Annotated in this window: 17 protein-coding genes and 3 pseudogenes; 16 read left to right on the top strand and 4 right to left on the bottom strand. The window is 30.8% G+C overall.

All coding sequences use genetic code 11. The features are described from left to right. Positions 1–2 precede the first annotated feature (2 nt). On the top strand, positions 3–1,448 hold the full coding sequence (locus tag LV469_05885; GenBank protein ID UHR02173.1) for an ABC transporter ATP-binding protein: 1,446 nt from the start codon (positions 3–5) through the stop codon (positions 1,446–1,448). 67 nt (positions 1,449–1,515) lie between these two features. Further along, a pseudogene (locus tag LV469_05880) lies at positions 1,516–1,738 on the top strand (sigma-70 family RNA polymerase sigma factor). Positions 1,739–1,965: 227 nt separating this feature from the next. Here the strand turns inward: LV469_05880 and LV469_05875 are convergent. Both LV469_05875 and LV469_05870 read right to left on the bottom strand, forming a co-directional pair. Further along, positions 1,966–2,231, bottom strand: a pseudogene (locus tag LV469_05875) (plasmid mobilization relaxosome protein MobC). A gap of 119 nt (positions 2,232–2,350) precedes the next feature. After that, positions 2,351–2,458 (bottom strand): annotated as a pseudogene (locus LV469_05870) (IS3 family transposase). A gap of 110 nt (positions 2,459–2,568) precedes the next feature. Here LV469_05870 and LV469_05865 point away from each other — a divergent pair. From LV469_05865 to LV469_05815, 11 genes are all read left to right on the top strand, one after another. Further along, on the top strand, positions 2,569–2,778 hold the full coding sequence (locus LV469_05865) for a hypothetical protein (protein UHR02172.1): 210 nt from the start codon (positions 2,569–2,571) through the stop codon (positions 2,776–2,778). A 59-nt stretch (positions 2,779–2,837) separates the two neighbouring features. Then, positions 2,838–4,400, top strand: a complete 1,563-nt coding sequence (locus tag LV469_05860) for a recombinase family protein (protein UHR02171.1) — start codon at positions 2,838–2,840, stop codon at positions 4,398–4,400. After that, positions 4,393–4,809 carry a recombinase family protein gene (locus tag LV469_05855; GenBank protein ID UHR02170.1) on the top strand — a complete coding sequence of 139 codons (417 nt, stop codon included), beginning with the start codon at positions 4,393–4,395 and terminating at the stop codon, positions 4,807–4,809. Before LV469_05860 ends, LV469_05855 begins: the two co-directional genes overlap by 8 nt. Further along, on the top strand, positions 4,802–6,364 hold the full coding sequence (locus LV469_05850; protein ID UHR03592.1) for a recombinase family protein: 1,563 nt from the start codon (positions 4,802–4,804) through the stop codon (positions 6,362–6,364). The genes LV469_05855 and LV469_05850 overlap by 8 nt, the downstream gene beginning before the upstream one ends. 205 nt (positions 6,365–6,569) lie before the next feature. Then, the gene (locus tag LV469_05845) at positions 6,570–7,028 is read left to right on the top strand and encodes a DUF4065 domain-containing protein (protein ID UHR02169.1); all 459 of its coding nucleotides are present in this window, start codon (positions 6,570–6,572) and stop codon (positions 7,026–7,028) included. 1 nt (position 7,029) lies between these two features. Beyond that, entirely contained in the window at positions 7,030–7,626 is a 597-nt protein-coding gene (locus LV469_05840) for a hypothetical protein (GenBank protein UHR02168.1), read from the top strand. A gap of 475 nt (positions 7,627–8,101) precedes the next feature. Further along, a complete protein-coding gene (locus LV469_05835) occupies positions 8,102–8,689 on the top strand; it encodes a type IV toxin-antitoxin system AbiEi family antitoxin domain-containing protein (protein UHR02167.1) in 588 nt (195 codons plus the stop codon). Then, on the top strand, positions 8,686–9,528 hold the full coding sequence (locus LV469_05830; protein UHR02166.1) for a nucleotidyl transferase AbiEii/AbiGii toxin family protein: 843 nt from the start codon (positions 8,686–8,688) through the stop codon (positions 9,526–9,528). Before LV469_05835 ends, LV469_05830 begins: the two co-directional genes overlap by 4 nt. Positions 9,529–9,703: 175 nt before the next feature. Then, positions 9,704–9,916 (top strand): helix-turn-helix transcriptional regulator, encoded by a 213-nt coding sequence (locus LV469_05825; protein UHR02165.1) that lies wholly within the window; start codon positions 9,704–9,706, stop codon positions 9,914–9,916. Continuing rightward, on the top strand, positions 9,903–10,979 hold the full coding sequence (locus LV469_05820) for an SIR2 family protein (GenBank protein UHR02164.1): 1,077 nt from the start codon (positions 9,903–9,905) through the stop codon (positions 10,977–10,979). Before LV469_05825 ends, LV469_05820 begins: the two co-directional genes overlap by 14 nt. A gap of 9 nt (positions 10,980–10,988) precedes the next feature. Continuing rightward, positions 10,989–12,704, top strand: a complete 1,716-nt coding sequence (locus LV469_05815) for an ATP-binding protein (GenBank protein ID UHR02163.1) — start codon at positions 10,989–10,991, stop codon at positions 12,702–12,704. A 22-nt stretch (positions 12,705–12,726) separates the two neighbouring features. On the opposite strand, the gene LV469_05810 is transcribed toward LV469_05815, so the two are convergent. Continuing rightward, positions 12,727–14,058, bottom strand: coding sequence for a relaxase/mobilization nuclease domain-containing protein (locus tag LV469_05810; protein UHR03591.1), 1,332 nt, complete (start codon positions 14,056–14,058; stop codon positions 12,727–12,729). A gap of 52 nt (positions 14,059–14,110) precedes the next feature. Continuing rightward, positions 14,111–14,416 carry a MobC family plasmid mobilization relaxosome protein gene (locus LV469_05805; protein UHR02162.1) on the bottom strand — a complete coding sequence of 102 codons (306 nt, stop codon included), beginning with the start codon at positions 14,414–14,416 and terminating at the stop codon, positions 14,111–14,113. 344 nt (positions 14,417–14,760) lie between these two features. On the opposite strand from LV469_05805, the gene LV469_05800 reads away from it, so the two are divergent. Genes LV469_05800 through LV469_05790 form a run of 3 tightly spaced genes read left to right on the top strand, consistent with a single transcriptional unit; the run spans position 14,761 to position 19,245 of the window. Continuing rightward, positions 14,761–15,357: a TetR/AcrR family transcriptional regulator gene (locus LV469_05800; protein UHR02161.1), complete on the top strand. Its 597-nt coding sequence runs from the start codon at positions 14,761–14,763 to the stop codon at positions 15,355–15,357. 23 nt (positions 15,358–15,380) lie between these two features. Beyond that, a complete protein-coding gene (locus LV469_05795) occupies positions 15,381–17,855 on the top strand; it encodes a phosphoenolpyruvate synthase (protein ID UHR02160.1) in 2,475 nt (824 codons plus the stop codon). Between the two features lies 1 nt (position 17,856). Further along, positions 17,857–19,245, top strand: coding sequence for an MATE family efflux transporter (locus LV469_05790; protein UHR02159.1), 1,389 nt, complete (start codon positions 17,857–17,859; stop codon positions 19,243–19,245). Positions 19,246–19,329 lie beyond the last annotated feature (84 nt).

Here is a 19,329-nt window from a genome sequence, read left to right as displayed (position 1 = left end):
AGATGATAAAATTTAACAATGCTAGCTTTACCTATAAGAGCAAAGAAAGACAAGGTGGCGTTTTTAATATAAGTTTATCCATTGAAGAAGGAGAATTTGTGCTACTAACAGGTGAGTCTGGATGTGGGAAAACTACTCTTACGAGACTAATTAATGGCCTTTCCCCTGAATATTATACTGGAGATTTACAAGGTGAAGTGGAGATTAATGGAGAAAAAGTAGGACAAACTAGCATTCAATCACTTTCAAAGGTAGTCGGCTCTGTATTTCAAAACCCAAAATCACAATTTTTCAATGTGGATTCTACAAGTGAAATAGCTTTTGGACTTGAGAATATGGGTGTTGATAGAATGGAGATGCTTGACAGGATAGGAAAGATAGCTTATGCATTAAACATTCATGAACTGTTAGATAGGAATCTATTTAATTTATCAGGTGGTGAAAAGCAAAAAATTGCTTGTGCATCTACAGCTGTGATGGAAGCCCCTATTTTAGTTTTAGATGAGCCTTCATCAAATTTAGACATTGAAAGCATTGATGATTTAAAAAATATACTTAAATATTGGAAACAACAAGGCAAAACAATTATCATAGCTGAACATAGGTTATATTATTTAATGGACTTGGTCGACCGAGTTATTTATATGAAAGATGGTCGAATTAGCAAGGATTATAGCATTGAGGAATTTAAGGATATTTCAGACAAGAAGTTGCACGAGATGGGATTAAGATCTTCTCATATTCCTAAGTTTGAGAGTAAAGACATTGAGTATACCAATGAAATAGCACTTGATAATTTTTGTGTATATTACAATAAAGTGGTTGGATTAGAAATCAATCATCTAGATCTTCCTAGAAAACATATAATAGGAATTCTTGGGAAAAATGGTGCTGGAAAATCTACCTTTGCCAATTGTCTGTGTGGTATTGCAGAAGAATCAACAGGGATAATGACCTTAGAAGGAAAAAGCTACGATAGCAAAGAAAGGCTTGAGATTTCTTATATGGTCATGCAAGATGTGAATAACCAACTCTTTACAGAGAGTGTCAAAGAGGAAATTTCAGTTAGCCTTAGTTCAGATGAAATAAGTGGACAAGTAGATGAGATTTTAGCTCAATTAAATTTGCTGGAATTAAAAGAGCTCCATCCCATGTCGCTATCTGGAGGACAAAAGCAAAGAGTAGCTTTAGCTAGTGCCCTTGCTTCAAATAGTCGCATACTAATATTAGATGAACCTACCTCTGGTCTGGATTATCATAATATGTTAGATGTGGCTCAAAGTTTAAAGCAGATGAAAGATAAAACTATTTTCCTCATCACTCATGATCCTGAATTACTAAAGGAGTGTTGTGATTATTTTATTTTTTTGGAAAACGGATATGTGGAATGGTCAGGAAACTATACTGAAGAAAATATTCACAAATTAAATGATTTCTTTAAAACATAAAGACAAAAAAAGAATGTAAGAAACATAAATGACAAAATAATATTACCTTTATGTCGGTGGGCGAAAAATCAAAGTAAGCGAGCATATATACAAAGTCTACTGGCAAGAAAGAGAACATGAAAAATATTTAGAGCAGGTGGACAAGAAAAACCACCTGTTTTTTCTTTTCCTATTTGGATCATGATGGATATTTTATAGATAACATCACTGATGAAAGCGTTGATGTAGAAAAGATTGTTGAAATACAGATGATGATTGAGGCAGTCAGAAATGCTATATCAAAACTAAACGATGAGACGGTAGCTAGTAATACAGGCCCTTTGGGCCGCATGAGAAAAACCTACGGCTAGGCCGGGGGATATTTATTTTGTTTCAAAATATGCTATAGAATATGATCTTTCGTGTTTTCATAAATTGAATATGGGCAGTAGATGGATGACATCTAAATGAAGATACCAAGATTTTTTTCATCATTTTTTTCACTCTTGGTAATATAATATATTGCCAAATTTGGAGTTGATTCAATTTTATTCTTGCAAATAACACCAGTTGTATTAGTAGCTTTTGCAATCTGGTTTATTTTATTTGTTACATTTGAAAGCACCATTGTAGGTTTCTAAATGGTTCTAAATCTACTACATAAATTTCTTTTTCTAATACGCACTTTCTAAGAAAGTGGGACATTGTTTTGCGATTTGCAAGTTTAATTTTCTTTTCAAAAACTTCTTTTTCTTCTTTAGTTAGCTTAATTTCTATTCTTTCATTTCTAAATCTATTTGTCATTTTATTCTCATTTATAAAATATATTTTGAGGTCTTAGGGTTCTCCCTAACAAGGTAAAAATTAAAAAAATGGAGCATTCCGTAAATGATGTGTACCCAGAAAACTGGACACATTAATATTTAGTTTACATTTATGGATGCTAACCTATACAAAGTAGGTGGCATCCATTTTGTTTTCTTCTGAATCCTTTCGTTGTTGTAGTAGTATATATATTCATCAATTGCTTTTGAAAACTCTTTACTCAAAAATACTCTCTTTGTCCTAAGGAATATAGAGGAAAGAAAATTAAGGTTAAAAATAGCCTTAATTTCTTTGCCTGTGATATAGGAGGTGGAGCATGAGAGTAGAAAAGCTTGAAGGTAGAAAAGAAATTTTAAAAACTGAATACACTGATAGGGATTTAAAGGCAGAGCTTAATTTCTATCTATCGGATAAGTTTATCCAGGATCTCTTTCTTTTAGATGAAATTAGCCTTGAAGAATATAGGAAAATCAGGAGAGAAAATATTAAAAAATTTAGACCTATTCTTTCAAAATTAATGCTATAAGACTTGATATATACTAATTTGTACGGGAATATAGCACTGAGAGAAATAGAGGTGAGACAATGAAAAAGATAACAAAAATAGAAGCAAATCAAAAAGAAGAATCTATATTAAGAGTAGCGGCCTATGCAAGAGTATCGACAGATGAGGAAGCTCAGCTTGTGAGTCTTAAAACGCAAAAGGCACACTACGAAAAGATGATATCTGAGAACAAGTTATATAGTTTTGCAGGCCTATACTTTGATGAAGGCATCACTGGAACAAAGAAAGAATGTAGAGACGGACTCTTAAAAATGTTAAAAGACTGTGAAGACGGAAAAATAGATTTTATTCTAACCAAATCCATCTCAAGGCTTGCAAGAAATACAACAGACTGTTTGGAAATAGTAAGAAGACTCCTCGATTTAAACATTGGTATCTATTTTGAAAAAGAAAACATTGATACCAGAACCATGGAAAGTGAGTTGATGTTATCCATTCTGTCATCCCTTGCAGAAAGTGAATCCAGGTCTATTTCAGAAAATAACAAGTGGTCCATAAAGAAGAGATTTCAAAATGGAACTTTTATTATATCAAGCCCACCCTATGGCTATGAGAATGTAGATGGAAAGATGGTAGTGAATGAAGATGAAGGAAAAATAATAAAAGAAATATTTAAAAAGTATCTTTCAGGTAAGGGAACGCATAAAATTGCAGAAGACTTAAATAAAAGAAAGATTAAAGGACAAAAAGGAGCAAGATGGCATGGATCAACTATAAACGGCATCTTAAAAAATGAAAAATATATAGGCGATGTCATCTACCAAAAGACCTATACAGATGAAAATTATAATAGACATAAAAATAATGGGGAAGAAGACCAGTATAAGATTATAGATAACCATGAAGCTATTGTAAGTAGAGAGGACTTTGAGAAAGTACAGGACTTAATCAAGATAAGGGCTATAGCGAAAGGAAATGGAAAAAACACTAAAAAATATCAAAATAGATATAGTCTATCGGGGACAATAAAATGCGGCGAGTGTGGATCAACCTTTAAAAGAAGACATCACTATAATGGCAAAGATAAATATATAGCTTGGACTTGTAGTGAACATCTAAAAGATATCAATAAGTGTTCTATGAAGTTTATTAAAGATAAGAATATAAAACTAGCTTTTGTGACTTTAGTAAACAAGCTAGTCTTTGGAAAAGATAGTATTCTAATTCCACTCTTAGAAACATTAAAGAGAGTGGACAGCAAGGAAGAAGTCGAGAAGATAAATAAAATAGAAGAAAACCTAGAAAAACTAAAGGATAGAAAAGAGGTTCTAAGCAAACTAATAACTTCAGGAGTTTTAGATGCAAGTATTTACGCAAAAGAAAGCAGTGAAATTTCAAGTGAAGAAAGTTATCTAGTCAAAGAAAAGGAAAGATGTAAAAAAGCCATTCTTGGAAATGATGAAGAAATAAGAGAGCTTGAAAAACTAATAGGAATTTTAGATAAAAGTAAAATGCTAGATCACTTTGAAAGTGAATTGTTTGTAGAAATCATTGACCACATACAGGTAATTAATAGAGAGATTCTGGATTTTTATTTAAAGTGTGGACTTGTACTTAGAGAGGAAGTGAAAAATAATGTCTAGACTATGTTATGGCTATACCATAATAGACGGAAGATTAGAAGTTAAAGAAAAAGAAGCTGAGAATATAAGAAAAATCTTTAAAAACTATCTTGCAGGTAATGCCCTTATAAAGTCTGCAGAACTTGCAGGTTTAAAGAAAAATAGTTCCAGCGTTAAAAGAATATTAACCAATAAAAAGTATTTAGGCAATGACATCTATCCTAAGATAATAGATGAAGAAAGTTTTGAAAAGGCAGGTCAAATGCTAAAGGAAAGGGCAGTGGCTATGGGACGAGTTTGGGAAAAGGAAGAAGAGATTATTAAAGTTCCCTGCAAGTTTAGGTATAAAGAGGAAGGAGTTCTACCAATAGATCCCCTTGAACGAGCAAGCCACCAGTACAATTTAATCGAGGTGATAGATGATGAATAGTAAGGTTATAGTCATACCAGCGAAAAAGAAAAAAGGAAACTCCATCAAGGAATCAGAAAAGAAAAAACTAAGAGTGGCAGCTTATGCGAGGGTATCAACAGATAGCGATGAACAAGCAACCTCTTATGACACTCAAGTAGACCATTACACAAACTATATTAAGAAAAATCCAGAATGGGAATTTGCGGGGGTTTTTTCTGATGAAGGAATCAGTGGAACATATACCAAGAAAAGAGCTGGATTTAATAAAATGATTGAAGAAGCCATGGAAGGAAATATCGACTATATCATCACAAAGTCTATATCGAGGTTTGCTAGAAACACATTAGACTGCTTAAAGTATATACGTAAACTTAAAGAAAACAACATACCAGTCTATTTTGAAAAAGAAAACATCAATACAATGGATGCCAAGGGAGAAGTCCTACTTACTATTATGGCATCTCTTGCTCAACAGGAAAGTCAGTCTTTATCACAAAATGTGAAGTTAGGCTTTCAATATAGATTTCAACAAGGTCAAGTCCAAGTAAACCATAATAGGTTTTTAGGCTATACAAAAGATGAAGACGGAAAACTTGTCATCGTTCCTGAAGAAGCAAAAATAGTAAAAAGGATCTACAGAGAATACTTGGAAGGGTCAAGCCTACGAGACATAAAGGTAGGACTTGAAAAAGACAAGATAGTAAATGGTGCAGGAAATAAGAAGTGGCATGTATCAAACCTCAATCAAATTTTAACCAATGAGAAATATATGGGGGATGCCCTATTACAAAAGACTTATACAGTGGATTTTCTAAATAAGAAAAGAGTAAAAAATGATGGAATAGCACCTCAATATTATGTAGAAAATAGCCATGAAGCCATCATACCAAAAGAAATCTTCATGCGAGTTGGAGAAGAAATGTACAGACGAACTAATATGGTAAGTGGCAAAGGTAAAAGAAGAATTTATTCAAGCAAATACGCTCTTTCAAGTATTGTCTACTGCTCTAAATGCGGGGATATTTACAGGAGAATAGCATGGAATAATAGAGGAAAGAAATATACTGTTTGGAGATGTTGTACAAGAGTAACTCATGGACCAGATGCCTGCTATGCAAGAACCATAAAAGAGACTGATCTACAAGAGGCAGTTGTAGAATCCATTAATCAGCTTATATCTGAAAGCAGTGAATTAAAAGAAATAATAAAAGAAAATATTGAAAAAGCCATCACAGGTGATGGAAGTAGCCAGATAGATGAAATAGACAAAGAAATGCTGGAGGTTCAAGAAGAGCTTTTAAAAGTTGCTAATGCCAAGAAAGACTACACAGACCTCGCAAAAAGGGTTGAAGAATTAAGGAATGAAAAGGAAAAGATACTCTTGAGTATTGCAGAAGAGAAGAATATACAAAGCAGGCTAAAGGAATTAGAAGAGTTTTTAGATAATCAAGAATTAGAAATAGAAAGCTATGATGAAGATTTGGTAAGGAAACTTATAGAGAAGATAGTGGTTTATGAAGAGAAACTGAAAGTAATATTTAAATCTGGACTTGAGGTTGAAATAGAAAATTGACAAAGATAAAAAGTAAATATACAATAAAAATAACAGTACCCGACACGCCTCTTAGTAAAATGCGGACCAAGTCGGGTCTTTTTATAATGACACATATAGAAAAAGTATGCATCTAATAATTATATTCAAAACCATAAATTTTTTTATAAGCAATATATTTTTTCTTCAAAATGTGGTATAGTTTAGATAAGAGGAGGTATTAAAAATGGATGCTAAGAAAATTGCAAAATGGTTTTTAAGTAAGGAATCAATGTCTCCTAAGAAGATACAAAAATTAGTGTATTATGCGTATTCATGGTATCTTACTCTAATGAATGATAGCGTTGAATATTTAAATAATAAATTATTTGATGAAGAAATCAAAGCCTGGGTACATGGTCCTGTTGTAAATTCAATTTATCAAGAATATAGAGACTATAAATTTAATGAAGTTCCAAAGCAAGAAATTGATGAAAACGAGTTTGATGAGGATACTCTTGATGTGCTCAATCAAGTATGGGATGTGTATGGTCAATATAATGCAAACGAACTTGAAAGTATTACCCATCAAGAAGAACCTTGGATAAGTGCAAGAGGGGATTTGAGTCCACTTGAAAATGGTTACGATTCTATTGATGATAGAATTATATTTGAGTACTATTTAGGCCAAATGGAAGAGGACTAAATTGGGCAAGAAAAGTAAAAGAATTAGAAATAATACAAGTCCTAAAAACAACGTTAAAAAGGTAAAAACGCCTTTGAAGAAAGAAGAATTAGTTATTTCTATGTCTTATAAAAATTGGATAAGAGGCTATAGAGGAAAAGATATAACAACTTATACAGAAACAGAAGAGGAATTTGTAAATAATTTAATGTATATAATATATACGTTAATACCTTATGTTTATAAAAACTGGGGTCAGAGAATGCCGCATTGTCATTCTATAAATGAAGAAAATGGTAAAGAAGCTCAGGGTAAATATATTGAAGTTATCAAAAATATTCATCCTGAGCTGTTAAATTTATCAGAAATTAAGTCTGAAGCAGATAAGTCTAAAAATAATATAGATAGAATAGAATATGGAACTGGACAACTTGAAGATTTAGAGTTATATCAATTAGGATTAAATGGTTCAGTAAGAGTTATATGTGGGAAAGTAGGTAATACACTTTATCCATTATTGATAGATCACCATCACTTAGGCTATGACAGTCAAAAATATAATCAGCGTGATACAAATAATTTTGATTATTGCCCTATTAGTTGTGGATTAACTAAATAAATTATTAGTCATGTAGTCTGTTTTAATAGGCTACATTTTTATTATATAGTTATTAACATATTCCCACATACGAGGCTTTTAAAAAATAGCAAGTTTTATCCATACTGACTACTCAAGCCATGTGGAAGCTATAGCGTTGATACAAAAGATGCAAATTTAGAAATCCTGCATTTTAAGCAGTTTTATAAGCATTTTGTCTTCGATAAAGATGAATAAGGATACGTCAAAAAGACCCAAAAAAACTACATGGACGTAAGAGTAGTTTTACAACTGGTATGAGGAAACACAAAGAAAAATTTAATAAGATAAACCCGTTTTGTACTTTCTATAAGAGTGGCTTAAAAGGCTGCTCTTTTTTTATTAAAGGGAGTAAGGATTCGTTACATCCTTTTCAAAATATGAAACAATCACAACCTAACTTTACATATTCGCTTTAATAATATATAATAAAAGCGTAAACGAGAGGAGACGGACTATGAATACACTTAAAGAATATATACAAGAAAATTTAGTAATAACTAACAAAGAAGCAGAAGAACTTGGATATACTAGGCATAATCTATCAGAATTAACAAAAATAGGACAACTAGAAAGATTAAGACCAGGACTATATCAATTAAAAGGAAAAGTAATAGACGATTTTGTTTTAATATCATCTAATAGAAATCGAATTATATTTTCCCATCAAACAGCCCTATACCTCCACGAACTATCCGACAGAACTCCAAATGTATTTCATATATCTGTACCCCAAGGCTACAATGCAAGCCATATAAAAAAGCGATATGAAGATTTACAAGTTCACTATGTAAAAAAAGACTTATACGAAATTGGAAAGACAGAAATAAAATCACCCCAAGGCAATCTTATACCAGTTTACGATATCGAAAGAACAATTTGCGATATCATTATCGACAGAGAAAAAATAGATAAGCAAATTTTTACAGAAGCCATAAAAAGATACTTTAAATTATCAAATAAAAATCTAAGACGACTCATAAAATACAGCAGACTATTTAAAATAGAAGATGAAATTAGGAAATATATGGAGGTATTATCGTGATTAATATCGAGAGCATAAAGGGTAAGATAAGAAGTCTGGCGGAGAAGAAAAATTTGAAGTCGCAAGAAGTTTTGCAAATATATTTCTTTGAAAGATTTTTAGAAAGGCTATCTACATCAAAATACAAAAATAATTTCGTAATAAAGGGAGGATTCCTTATATCATCCTTAATTGGCATTGAAAATAGAACAACTATGGACATGGACACAACCATTAAAGGTATAGCTCTAAAAGAAGAAAAAATAAAAGAAATAGTTCAAGAAATTATAAATATCAATGTAGATGATGGAATAAGATTTGAAATAAAAGACATTAGTTATATTAGGGAAGAGGACGAGTACGAGAACTTTAGAATATCACTAATAGCAAATGTTGGAAAGACCAAAAACCCGATGAAACTAGACCTAACAACAGGAGATGCAATAACACCAAGGGAAATAGAATATACCTATCCATGTATCTTTAGCAAAGAAAATATAAAAATAATGGCATACCCATTAGAAACAATTTTAGCTGAAAAATATGAAACCATAATCAGAAGAAATATAGCAACGACACGAATGAGAGACTTCTACGACCTATACACTCTCTACAAGCTAAAAAAAGATGAGATAAACTATAAAATTTTAAAAGAAGCAATACAAAGAACCTCAAAGAGAAAAGGAAGTCAGGAGATAATTCAAGACTATAAGGAAATAATCGAGGACATAAAAGAAGATTCATACCTAATATCCTTATGGGAAGTATATCTCAGTGAAAATAAATACATTGGAGATTTGACCTTTGATAAGGTTGTTGGTGTGGTTACAATTTTATCAAATAGAATTTATGAGATGTAATTTAACATACATTGTCTGGTAAATCATAGACAATAAAATATTAAGTAAAAGAGAAGTGGAATTATTCTACTTCTTTTTTATAATTCAAATATTACTTTGAAAGAGACTATTTTCAGTCTTTAAAAAAGATTTAATGGTATAATATAATAAATATAATTTTTCTACGGAGGGTATAGTGAGAACTTTTAGTTATAAAAGATTATTTAAAAAACTCATTGATTTAGATATGACAAATAATGAATTGATGGAAAGGGCAAAAATAAGTAAAAGCACATTTTACAAAATGAAGAATGGGCAGAATATAACGACGGATGTTTTACTTAGAATTTGCAATACTTTGGATTGTGGTATTGAAGAAATTATGGAGTGTAGTGATGAATATAGATAGTGAAGAATTTGAACCAATATTTATGGATATTAAGGAACGATACCTATCAGGTGTAAATTTCCCCAAATTAATAGTTGGAACAGGGCTTTCTATTGCAATGAATATTCCGGGAATGTCAAAATTGGCTGAAAAATTGGAGGAATCGTTTGAAAGTATCGGTGATTTAGAGTTACAGAAGCAGTGGAACAAATATAAGGGGAAGATCAAAGATGAAGGATTAGAAGCAGCCTTATTAGATGTTTCAATAAGTGAAGAATTGTTTGTGGAAATAATTCGAGAGATAACGAGTGAATTTATTTTAGATGAAGAATATAATCAGCATAGTGATATATTAAATGAAATTTCCGGATTTGAAAAATTATTAAAGTACTTATTGGGAACTGTAAGTGTAAATAATCAAGTAATCGATATAATGACTCCTAATTATGACAGAATTATAGAACTAATTTGTGATAAATTAAAACTATCAACTACATTAGGATTTTCGGGGAATATGTATCAAACTTTTAATGAAAATATACTAAAGCAACCTTATGATTTTTTTTCTAAAAGCGTTCCTTTAGTAAGATTATTTAAGCCACATGGATCAGTTAATTGGATAAAAAAGAATGAGAGAGAATATCAGATTAATGATTATAAGTTACTAAAAGATAATAAGTGCTATATAGATATTATTACACCAGGCAGTATGAAATATAAGTTAGGAATGATTAACGGTATTTTTAGATGTCATAGGGAAATTTTTAATGAATTGATAACAGACTCTAAAAAGAATTTTTCTATATTTATTTATGGATATGGATTCAATGACCAGCATTTTAATACAGTATTCGAGGATACTCAAAAGGATGTGATTGTCTTGACAAGGACTATTAAAAAATCATTTTTAGATAGAGCAATGAAAAACGAAAACTGGACTTTATTTTATAAATATGAAGATAAAGAAGAAAATACAGAAGAAAATACAGAAGAAGGAAATTATATGGTATATAAAGGTAAAAAATATAATATAAATAAGGAATTATGGGATATAAATGTATTTTCGGAAACTTTTTTAGGATAGGAGAAAATTATGGAAGATATTCAAAATTATTTAAATCAAGAAGTTGGAGTTGTTCAAAATGTTGATACCAAGAAAGTATCTGTATCAGTAGAAAAGGAAGAAATTTTAAATAGGCTAAAAATAAATGATATAGTTGTTTTATCTGGAAATAATGCAGATGAAAAACTAATTGGAATAGTAACTAGGGTGAGCAAAAAGAGAATTGATATTGATGACGAAGAAACTGAAGAACAAGAGTATTCATATAACTTTTGCAATATAACTTTAGTAGGTACATTTTATAAAAAATTGTCTTCAACTAAACAAAATATTTTCAAAAGAGCAGTTAACACTTATCCTGAAATCAATAGCAAAGTTTATTTGGCAGATGGTAAAGCTCTATCTATTATTATGAACTCTCTTGAAAATGAGATATCTTCAGAAAAAAGATTAATTATTGGCAAATATGCAAGTAATAAAACTGTTGAAGCTATTTTGGATGGAAATAGATTTTTTCAAAGACATGCAACAATAGTAGGAAGTACTGGAAGTGGAAAATCTTTTACTGTAGCAAATATTCTTGAAAAAGCAAATGAGTTGGAGCACGCTAATTTAATTGTTTTTGATTTGCACGGTGAATACAATGAATTAAGTTATGCTGAACAGATAAAAATTTGTGACTCTGAGGATGGGTTACATATTCCTCTGTGGTTTTTCAATTATGAGGAAATTCATTCATTGTTTATTGAATCTTCTGAAGGGACATCTACAAATCAAAGGGCAGCAGTAATTAAATATATTTTAGAGCATAAGAAAAGGTATCTTGAAGAAAATATGACTGAATTTTCATCCGAAATAATTACAGCAGATACGCCGATTCCTTTTTCAGCAAAAGGGTTAAAAGCATATTTAGAGGATGAAAATATAAAGGAAGAAACAACAGGTGAAGTATATAAAACCGGAGACAAAAAAGGACAAGCAAAGACGAAACAAGGTCAATACTATGGGAAATTAACAAACCTTATTACGAGACTTCAGACAAAAATAGATGATAAAAAATATGGGTTTGTATTTAATGAAGATAATACTGTAAGAGCTGACTATCTGAAAGAATTTGTTGATAAAATAATGGGACTAGATAAAAAGATAAAAGTAATAGATTTATCAGAAGTCCCATCAGATATGTTACCTATAATAATAGGGATTGTTACAAGACTGGTATATGAAGTCCAATTTTGGATGTCGCCTAAAACAGATGAGACTAGGCATCCTATAGCCTTTATTTGCGATGAAGCACACTTATATATGCCGAGAGATACAACGAAATTGAAAGCGGTTGAGAATAAATCGCTGGAGATATTTGAAAAAATATCTAAAGAGGGGAGAAAATATGGTGTTTCATTGGTGATTGTTTCTCAAAGACCTGCAGAATTAAATTCTACTATAATATCTCAATGCAATAATATTATAAGTTTGAAAATTACGAATGATAGAGATAAATCGGCAGTAGCAACTATGTTAACTGATTCATTGGTAGGTTTGGTTGAAACATTACCTAATCTTGATGTTGGAGAATGTATTGTTATTGGAGATTCAATTAAATTACCTACTAAAATTATTTTAGACAAACCTAAGGAAGAGCCCAAAAGTTCAACTATTGATTTTTGGGACAGATGGATAGATGGAAAAGGTACAGTTTTCAATATTGATGAAGCAATTAAATGTATGATTAAACAGACAAGGTAGGGGGAGAAGAGAATATAGGAAACTATCTCTCCATCTCCTTACCCATATAAATTCCATAGTTCTTTCGTATTTGATAAAGCTCGTCCATTGTAGGTTTTGTAGAAGAATACTCTTGCATAAGGGTATTCTTTTTATCTTGTAATTTATCAAGATTAGCTAAAATATCCTTTGAATTTGGGAGTTTGGAATAAGTCGTTTTAAGTTCAGAAAGAGCATTTTCATAGGGGGTAATCTGAGCTTTATATTCCTCGAAAAATGCCCTATCAGACGGATTCACCTTATATTCCTTGTAATAGGCACGATATTTTTTGACAATATGAACTTGCTCCATTGTAGTGGATAACTGTTCCATTTTCTTATCAATCGCCTTGATTTTATCCTGCAAATTTTGTCTTTCATCAGCAGTTTTTTGAATAAATTCATCAAGTTGCTGGACAGATTTTATGCCATGTTCTCTGATAAAGATAACGGATTCTGCCATTGTATTCAGATTATGTTTCGTCGCCCAGTATTCATAGCCTTTGCTTTCCTTTACCTTTGCATTGGTGTTCATGTCAATAACATTGCCGATGCGTTTTTTGACGGTGGGAGTATTGATAAACTCTCTTTCTGCAATTCGTTCTTTTAATCTTTCTTCGGTATAATCTTCTCCGATAGTCTTTGCTCTTGTAAATCTTTGCTTATCTTTATGTCGAAAAGCAATGTGTTTACCAAACTTAATTTCATAATCAAGAGATTCCATATTTTCTAAAAATTCTTCCCACGATTTAGACTTATTAATCATTCTATCTATATCAAATTGTAGTTTAGCTTTCCAAGAATTTCCTTTCTTGTTTTGGTCATATTCGTACCAAGACTTACCAGCAGTTTTATATTTTCTTTTGTAAGCTTCATAATATTCATCAATGACTGAGAGCTTATTTTCTTTACATAATTCATCACTTTGATACCTAATTTTGTGGTAAGATTTTTTGTTAGATTGATAGCATTTACCAGTCTTGTAATTAACATTATTAAAGATTATATGGTTGTGGATATGCCCTCTATCTATATGGGTTGCAAGAACAAATTCATAATCTTCCTTTAAAATTTTCTTACATAATTCCATTCCAATTTCGTGAGCTTTTATAGGATCAACCTCTCCTGGTAGAAAAGATTGGATTAAATGCCTAGCCAAAACTGTACCTTTAGTATCATTATCTTCTCGTGTTTTAATAAATTGAATATGTGCAGTAGATGGATGACATTTGAATGAAGATACCAAGACTTTTTCATCAGTTTTTTCACTCTTAGTTATATAGTCTATTACCAAATTAAGAGTTGATTTTATAGGATGTATTTTTGTAATTGCAATACTAATCACCAGAACTTTCTTTTGATTTATTAAGAAGTAGGGAATGAATCTGTCATATTTCTTTTGATAATTTTTCTATCTGTTTATTAATTGATTCGATTTCATTTTTGTAAATAACACCAGTCGTATTAGTTGCTTTTGCAATCTGATTTATGTTATTTGTTGCATTTGAAAGTAACCATTGTAGATTCCTAAATGGTTCTAAATCTACTACATAAATTTCTTTTTCTAACACACATTTTCTAAGAAAGTGGGACATGGTTTTGCAATTTACAAGTTTCATTTTCTTTTCAAAAACTTCTTTTTCTTCTTTAGTTAGTTTTATTTCTATTCTTTCATTTCTAAATCTATTTGCCATTTTATTCTCCTTTATAAAATATATTTCGGGGTCTTAGGGTTCTCCCTAACAAGGTAAAAATAAAAAAATGGAGCATTCCGTAAAGGTATGCTCCATTAATTTTTTCGTAAGTGTCCGTACACTTACTGTGCTTGCTACATAAGAATAAATTAGATATCAATCGTTAAGCAAGTTTTGAATTTATAGCTATATTATACCAAATTATAATGGTGTATTCAATTTTAAGCCATCTGTGAATATAAAAAATAATATTCATTGACATATATGGGAAGAAGAGTTACAATATCTATGAATAAAAATTATAAGATTCATAGACAAAAAAACCACTCTCGGAGGATAAAAATATGGGAAAGGCATTTACAGAAGAAGAAAAGATAAAAATCAAAGAAAGTATTATGGAAACAGCTCTTGATTTATTTCATGAGAAAGGGACAAAATCACTTAGCATTTCGGAATTGACAAAAAGAGTCGGAATAGCTCAAGGGAGTTTCTATAATTTTTGGAAAGATAAAGAATCTCTTGTCATTGATTTAATGGCATATAGATCAATACAAAAATTGGAGAACATTGAAAAAGAATTTTCAAATTCACTTACGAATCCTAAAAAATTCCTTTCAGAGGTAATTTTTAAGTATTCAATAGACATGACTGAGAAAATTAGAAATCAGCAAATTTATCAAGAGGCATTTAGAATATTTGCGAGTCAAGATTCAAAGAAAGTGAATAGAGTAGAAAATCTATATGGGGATTTTTTGGATAGGTTAATAGATTATTGGTACAAAAACAATGTAGTAAAAAGCGTAGATAAGCAAGGTTTATCAAATGCCTTTGTTGGAAGCTTTGTTCTATGTTCAAATTATTTCCATTTTAATGAAGATACATTTGAGGAAGTACTTAATATTTATATACAAAGCATTGTTTTTAAATATATAAAAATTTAATTGTAAAAAGGAAGGTGATAGAAATGATTCTGGATTTTAATGAGATAAAAAAGGAAGATGTATTAATTGTTGGAGGTAAGGGAGCTAATCTTGGAGAAATGACTTCGGCTAAAATAAATGTTCCAAGTGGTTTTGTTATAACAGCAGACGCATATAGAGATTTTTTAAAAGTAAATGCTATTGATAGCCTCATTGAAAATGGAATTAAAAAATCAGCAGATGATGAAAACATACTTCTAAATGAAGCTGAGCATTTTAGAGGAAAGATAAAGTCTGGGAAATTTCCTGAGCAATTGGAAAATGCAATAAGAGAAAAATATTTTAATCTTGGAAATAATACAAGAGTTGCAGTGCGTTCTTCAGCAACGGCAGAAGATTTACCGGATGCCAGTTTTGCAGGGCAACAAGAAACTTATTTAAATGTTCAAGGTATTGAAAGTGTATTAAATGGGGTGCGTAATTGTTATGCTTCACTTTGGGGGAATAGAGCTGTAAGCTATAGATTTCATCAAGGTTATGATCAAACTTCAGTTTCTATTGCAGTTGTTATTCAAGAAATGATAGAGAGTGAAAAATCAGGAGTTTTATTTACTGTAAACCCAGTAAACAAAAAAGAAAATGAGATGCAAATAAATGCAAGCTTTGGCTTAGGAGAAAGCGTTGTAAGCGGAAGAGTTACAGCGGATAGCTACATTATTGACAAATCAGGAAATATAATCGAAGTAAATATTGGAAGCAAGGAAACTCAGATTATATACGGGGATAAGGAAACTGTTGAAGTATCGGTAAACTCTGATAAAAGAAAAACTCGTGCATTAAATGATAGAGAAATACTTGAACTTATGAAGTGCGGTTTAGAGATTGAAAAACACTATGGTATGCCTATGGATATTGAATGGGCTATCAAAAATGATATTGTCTATATTTTACAAGCGAGAGCGATTACCACATTAAAAAATTCCAAGAATGATATAACTGACAATGATTTAATAGAGAAGTATATAAAGGGTAAAAAAATCAAAAAGGATACACAAGAAGTAATGTCATTCTTTTTAGAAAAAATGCCTTTTGCACATAGAGTCCTTGATTTCGATTATTTGATGGCAATTAATGATCAGAAAGTAAACATTTTGTCAGAAGGTGGAATTATTTTACCAAGAAATCCAATTATAGATGATGATGGTATACAAACTTTTTCTGATGACGGAAAGCGAATTGGAAAGAATATTTTTAAATTTTTTAATATTTTAAAGAACATGAAAGATTTTGAGTTCTGTTATAAGAAGTGCAAAGATTTTATGAATATATATGAAGTTGAAATAGAAGAAATCAAGCACTTAAATTTTGAAAATATGACATTAACGGAGTGTGGAAATTTCTTAGAAGAAAGTTATGTTCTTTTGCAAAAGCTTGCTTATGATAGATTCAAATATGCATTATTTCCATCAGTTTTAAATAGCAAGAAATTTACCAAAATAATAAAAAAAGTAAATAGCAATTATTCATCATTTGATTTTTATTGGGACTTAGATAATAAAACATCAGTGGTTACAAATGATGTCTATAAAATGGCTCGTGAGATAAGAAAAAATGAAGCTTTAAAAAAAGCAATAATCTCCGGAGATAATTTTAAGGAATTATATAAAAAGTATAATGATTTTAAGAATATATCAGATGAGTTTATGAAAGATAATGGTTTTAAATCTGATTATAATTGTTATTGTTTATCTGCAAAAACATTTCTTGAGGATCCTGATAGGCTGATAAATATATTACGACCTATATTAAATGAAAATAGTAATGAAAGTAACGATATAAAGGATTTTTCTAAGCTTATGGAGAGCGTAAAGGAAATCTATGGTAGAAAGTATCAGGATGTAGAAAAACAGATAAAATATTTTAGATATTTTCATGTGGTTCGTGAAGAAAGTCAATATTTGTGGGAAACACTATTTTATTATGTGAGAAAGTGTGTTAGAAGAATTAACTTTATACTCTTGGGTGATGAAAACATAGAAACTGGAGTGGCTAATCTTTTTCATAAAGAACTGTTGGAAGTAATTAACAGAGGTAATTTAAATGAATCAGATAAGGAAAAAATAAATAGGAGAAACGAAAAATTTCCTTTAGCAGTGAAAGCATGGGAAGCTTCAAAGTTATTGATTTTTAAAACGGATGGTGATGTCTTAAAAGGAGTAAGCGGAAGCACTGGTATTGCAGTTGGAAAGGTGTGCCTGATAAATAGTCCCAAAGAATTTTATAAAATGAAAAAAGGAGATATATTAGTTTGTCATCTTACAGATCCTGAATGGACTCCATTATTTAAGCTGGCAAGTGCTGTTGTGGCAGATACAGGTTCTGCTTTGAGCCATGCTGCAATTGTTGCAAGAGAATATAATATACCGGCAGTTCTTGGAGTTGGTTTTGCAACTACCAAATTCAAAGACGGAGATACCATACAAGTAAATGGTAATATCGGCGAGGTCAAAGGTTGCTGATATGAAATCAAAAAATCAAATAGATCAAAAAGAATTGAGAAGGCAAAAGATTTTAAGTGAACCACTTTTACCTTTGATAGTAAAAATGTCTGTTCCGACAATTGTTGGTATGCTAATTATGGTTATTTATAGTTTGACAGACACATTTTTTGTCGGACTTTTAAATGATAAATCGATGACAGCCGCTATTGGTATTGTTTTTAGCTTCGTGAGTATTATTCAGGCTATTGGTTTTTGGTTTGGATATGGTAGCGGTAATATTATGTCTAAAAAACTTGGAGAACAAGATGAAGAAGAGGCAACAATTATTTCTTCTATAGGAATAGCCTTTTCTATTATAAGTGGATTTTTGATAGCTATACTGTCGTGGATTTTTATATCAGACTTGACAAAGTTCATTGGTGGGAATGCTTCTGTTAATTTATTTAAATTTACTACTCAGTATATAAAGGTGATTATAATAAGCGTTCCATTTAGTCTGTATTCAATTACTATTTATAATCAATTACGACTTTGTGGAAATGTAAAAGATGGAATGATAGGTTTGCTTTTAGGAATGTTTAGCAATATGATTCTTGATCCTGTATTTATGTTTATATTCAAGTTCGGGTTTGTTGGAGCTGGATATGCAACTTTGACAGGTCAAATAATTGCTTGTATTTCACTTACTATGTTGGCAAAAGGAAATGGTAATATTCCTGTTTCTTTGAAAAATGTCAAATGTAGTAAAGAACGCATATACCATATTCTTGTAGGAGGAATGCCTAACTTTTCAAGGCAAGTAATTACAAGCGTTTCTCTCATTTTATTGAATAGAGTTGCAGCGAACTTTGGGGAAAGTATTATTGCAGCATTAACCGTTAGTTCAAGAATAGTTGCCATAGCTTATATGATTATGATTGGATGGGGGCAAGGGTTTCAACCTATTTGTGCAATGAATTATGGTGCAAAAAAATATGGCAGAGTTAGATCAGCATTTAATTTGACAGTTGTTGTTGGAACTATATTTTTGATTATATCAGCAGTGGTGCTATATATTTTTTCGGAACATTTTGTTATTGCGATGTCTAAAGATAGTGAAGTTATTTCTATAGGAGCGCAACTACTTAGAATGCAATGTATAACAATCCCATTGTTAGCCTATTATGCGATAAGTAGTATGTTGATGCAAAACATAGGTAAATATTTTTGTTCGTTGATAATTTCGATTTCAAGGCAAGGTATTTTCTACATCCCTCTTTTATATTTACTTACTAATTTATATGGGAAGTTTGGGATATATTTGCTCCAACCAATAGCGGATATTTTGTCATTTGTTTTAGCTGTTATTGTTGTTTATAAAATAAAAAATGAACTAAAAAACGAAGGGAATATACATTATATGAATTAGCAACAGGTTGAATAGTTGGAGGAAATTACTATGTATTATTTTAGGTCTAATGCTTATATAGAAAAAATTTACAGATCTTTTTGA

This window comes from Peptoniphilus sp. GNH (genome assembly GCA_021307325.1).
Lineage (GTDB): Bacteria > Bacillota > Clostridia > Tissierellales > Peptoniphilaceae > KA00134.
Note: the sequence above shows the minus strand (reverse complement) of the source record. Positions and strands in the feature narration are given on the sequence as shown.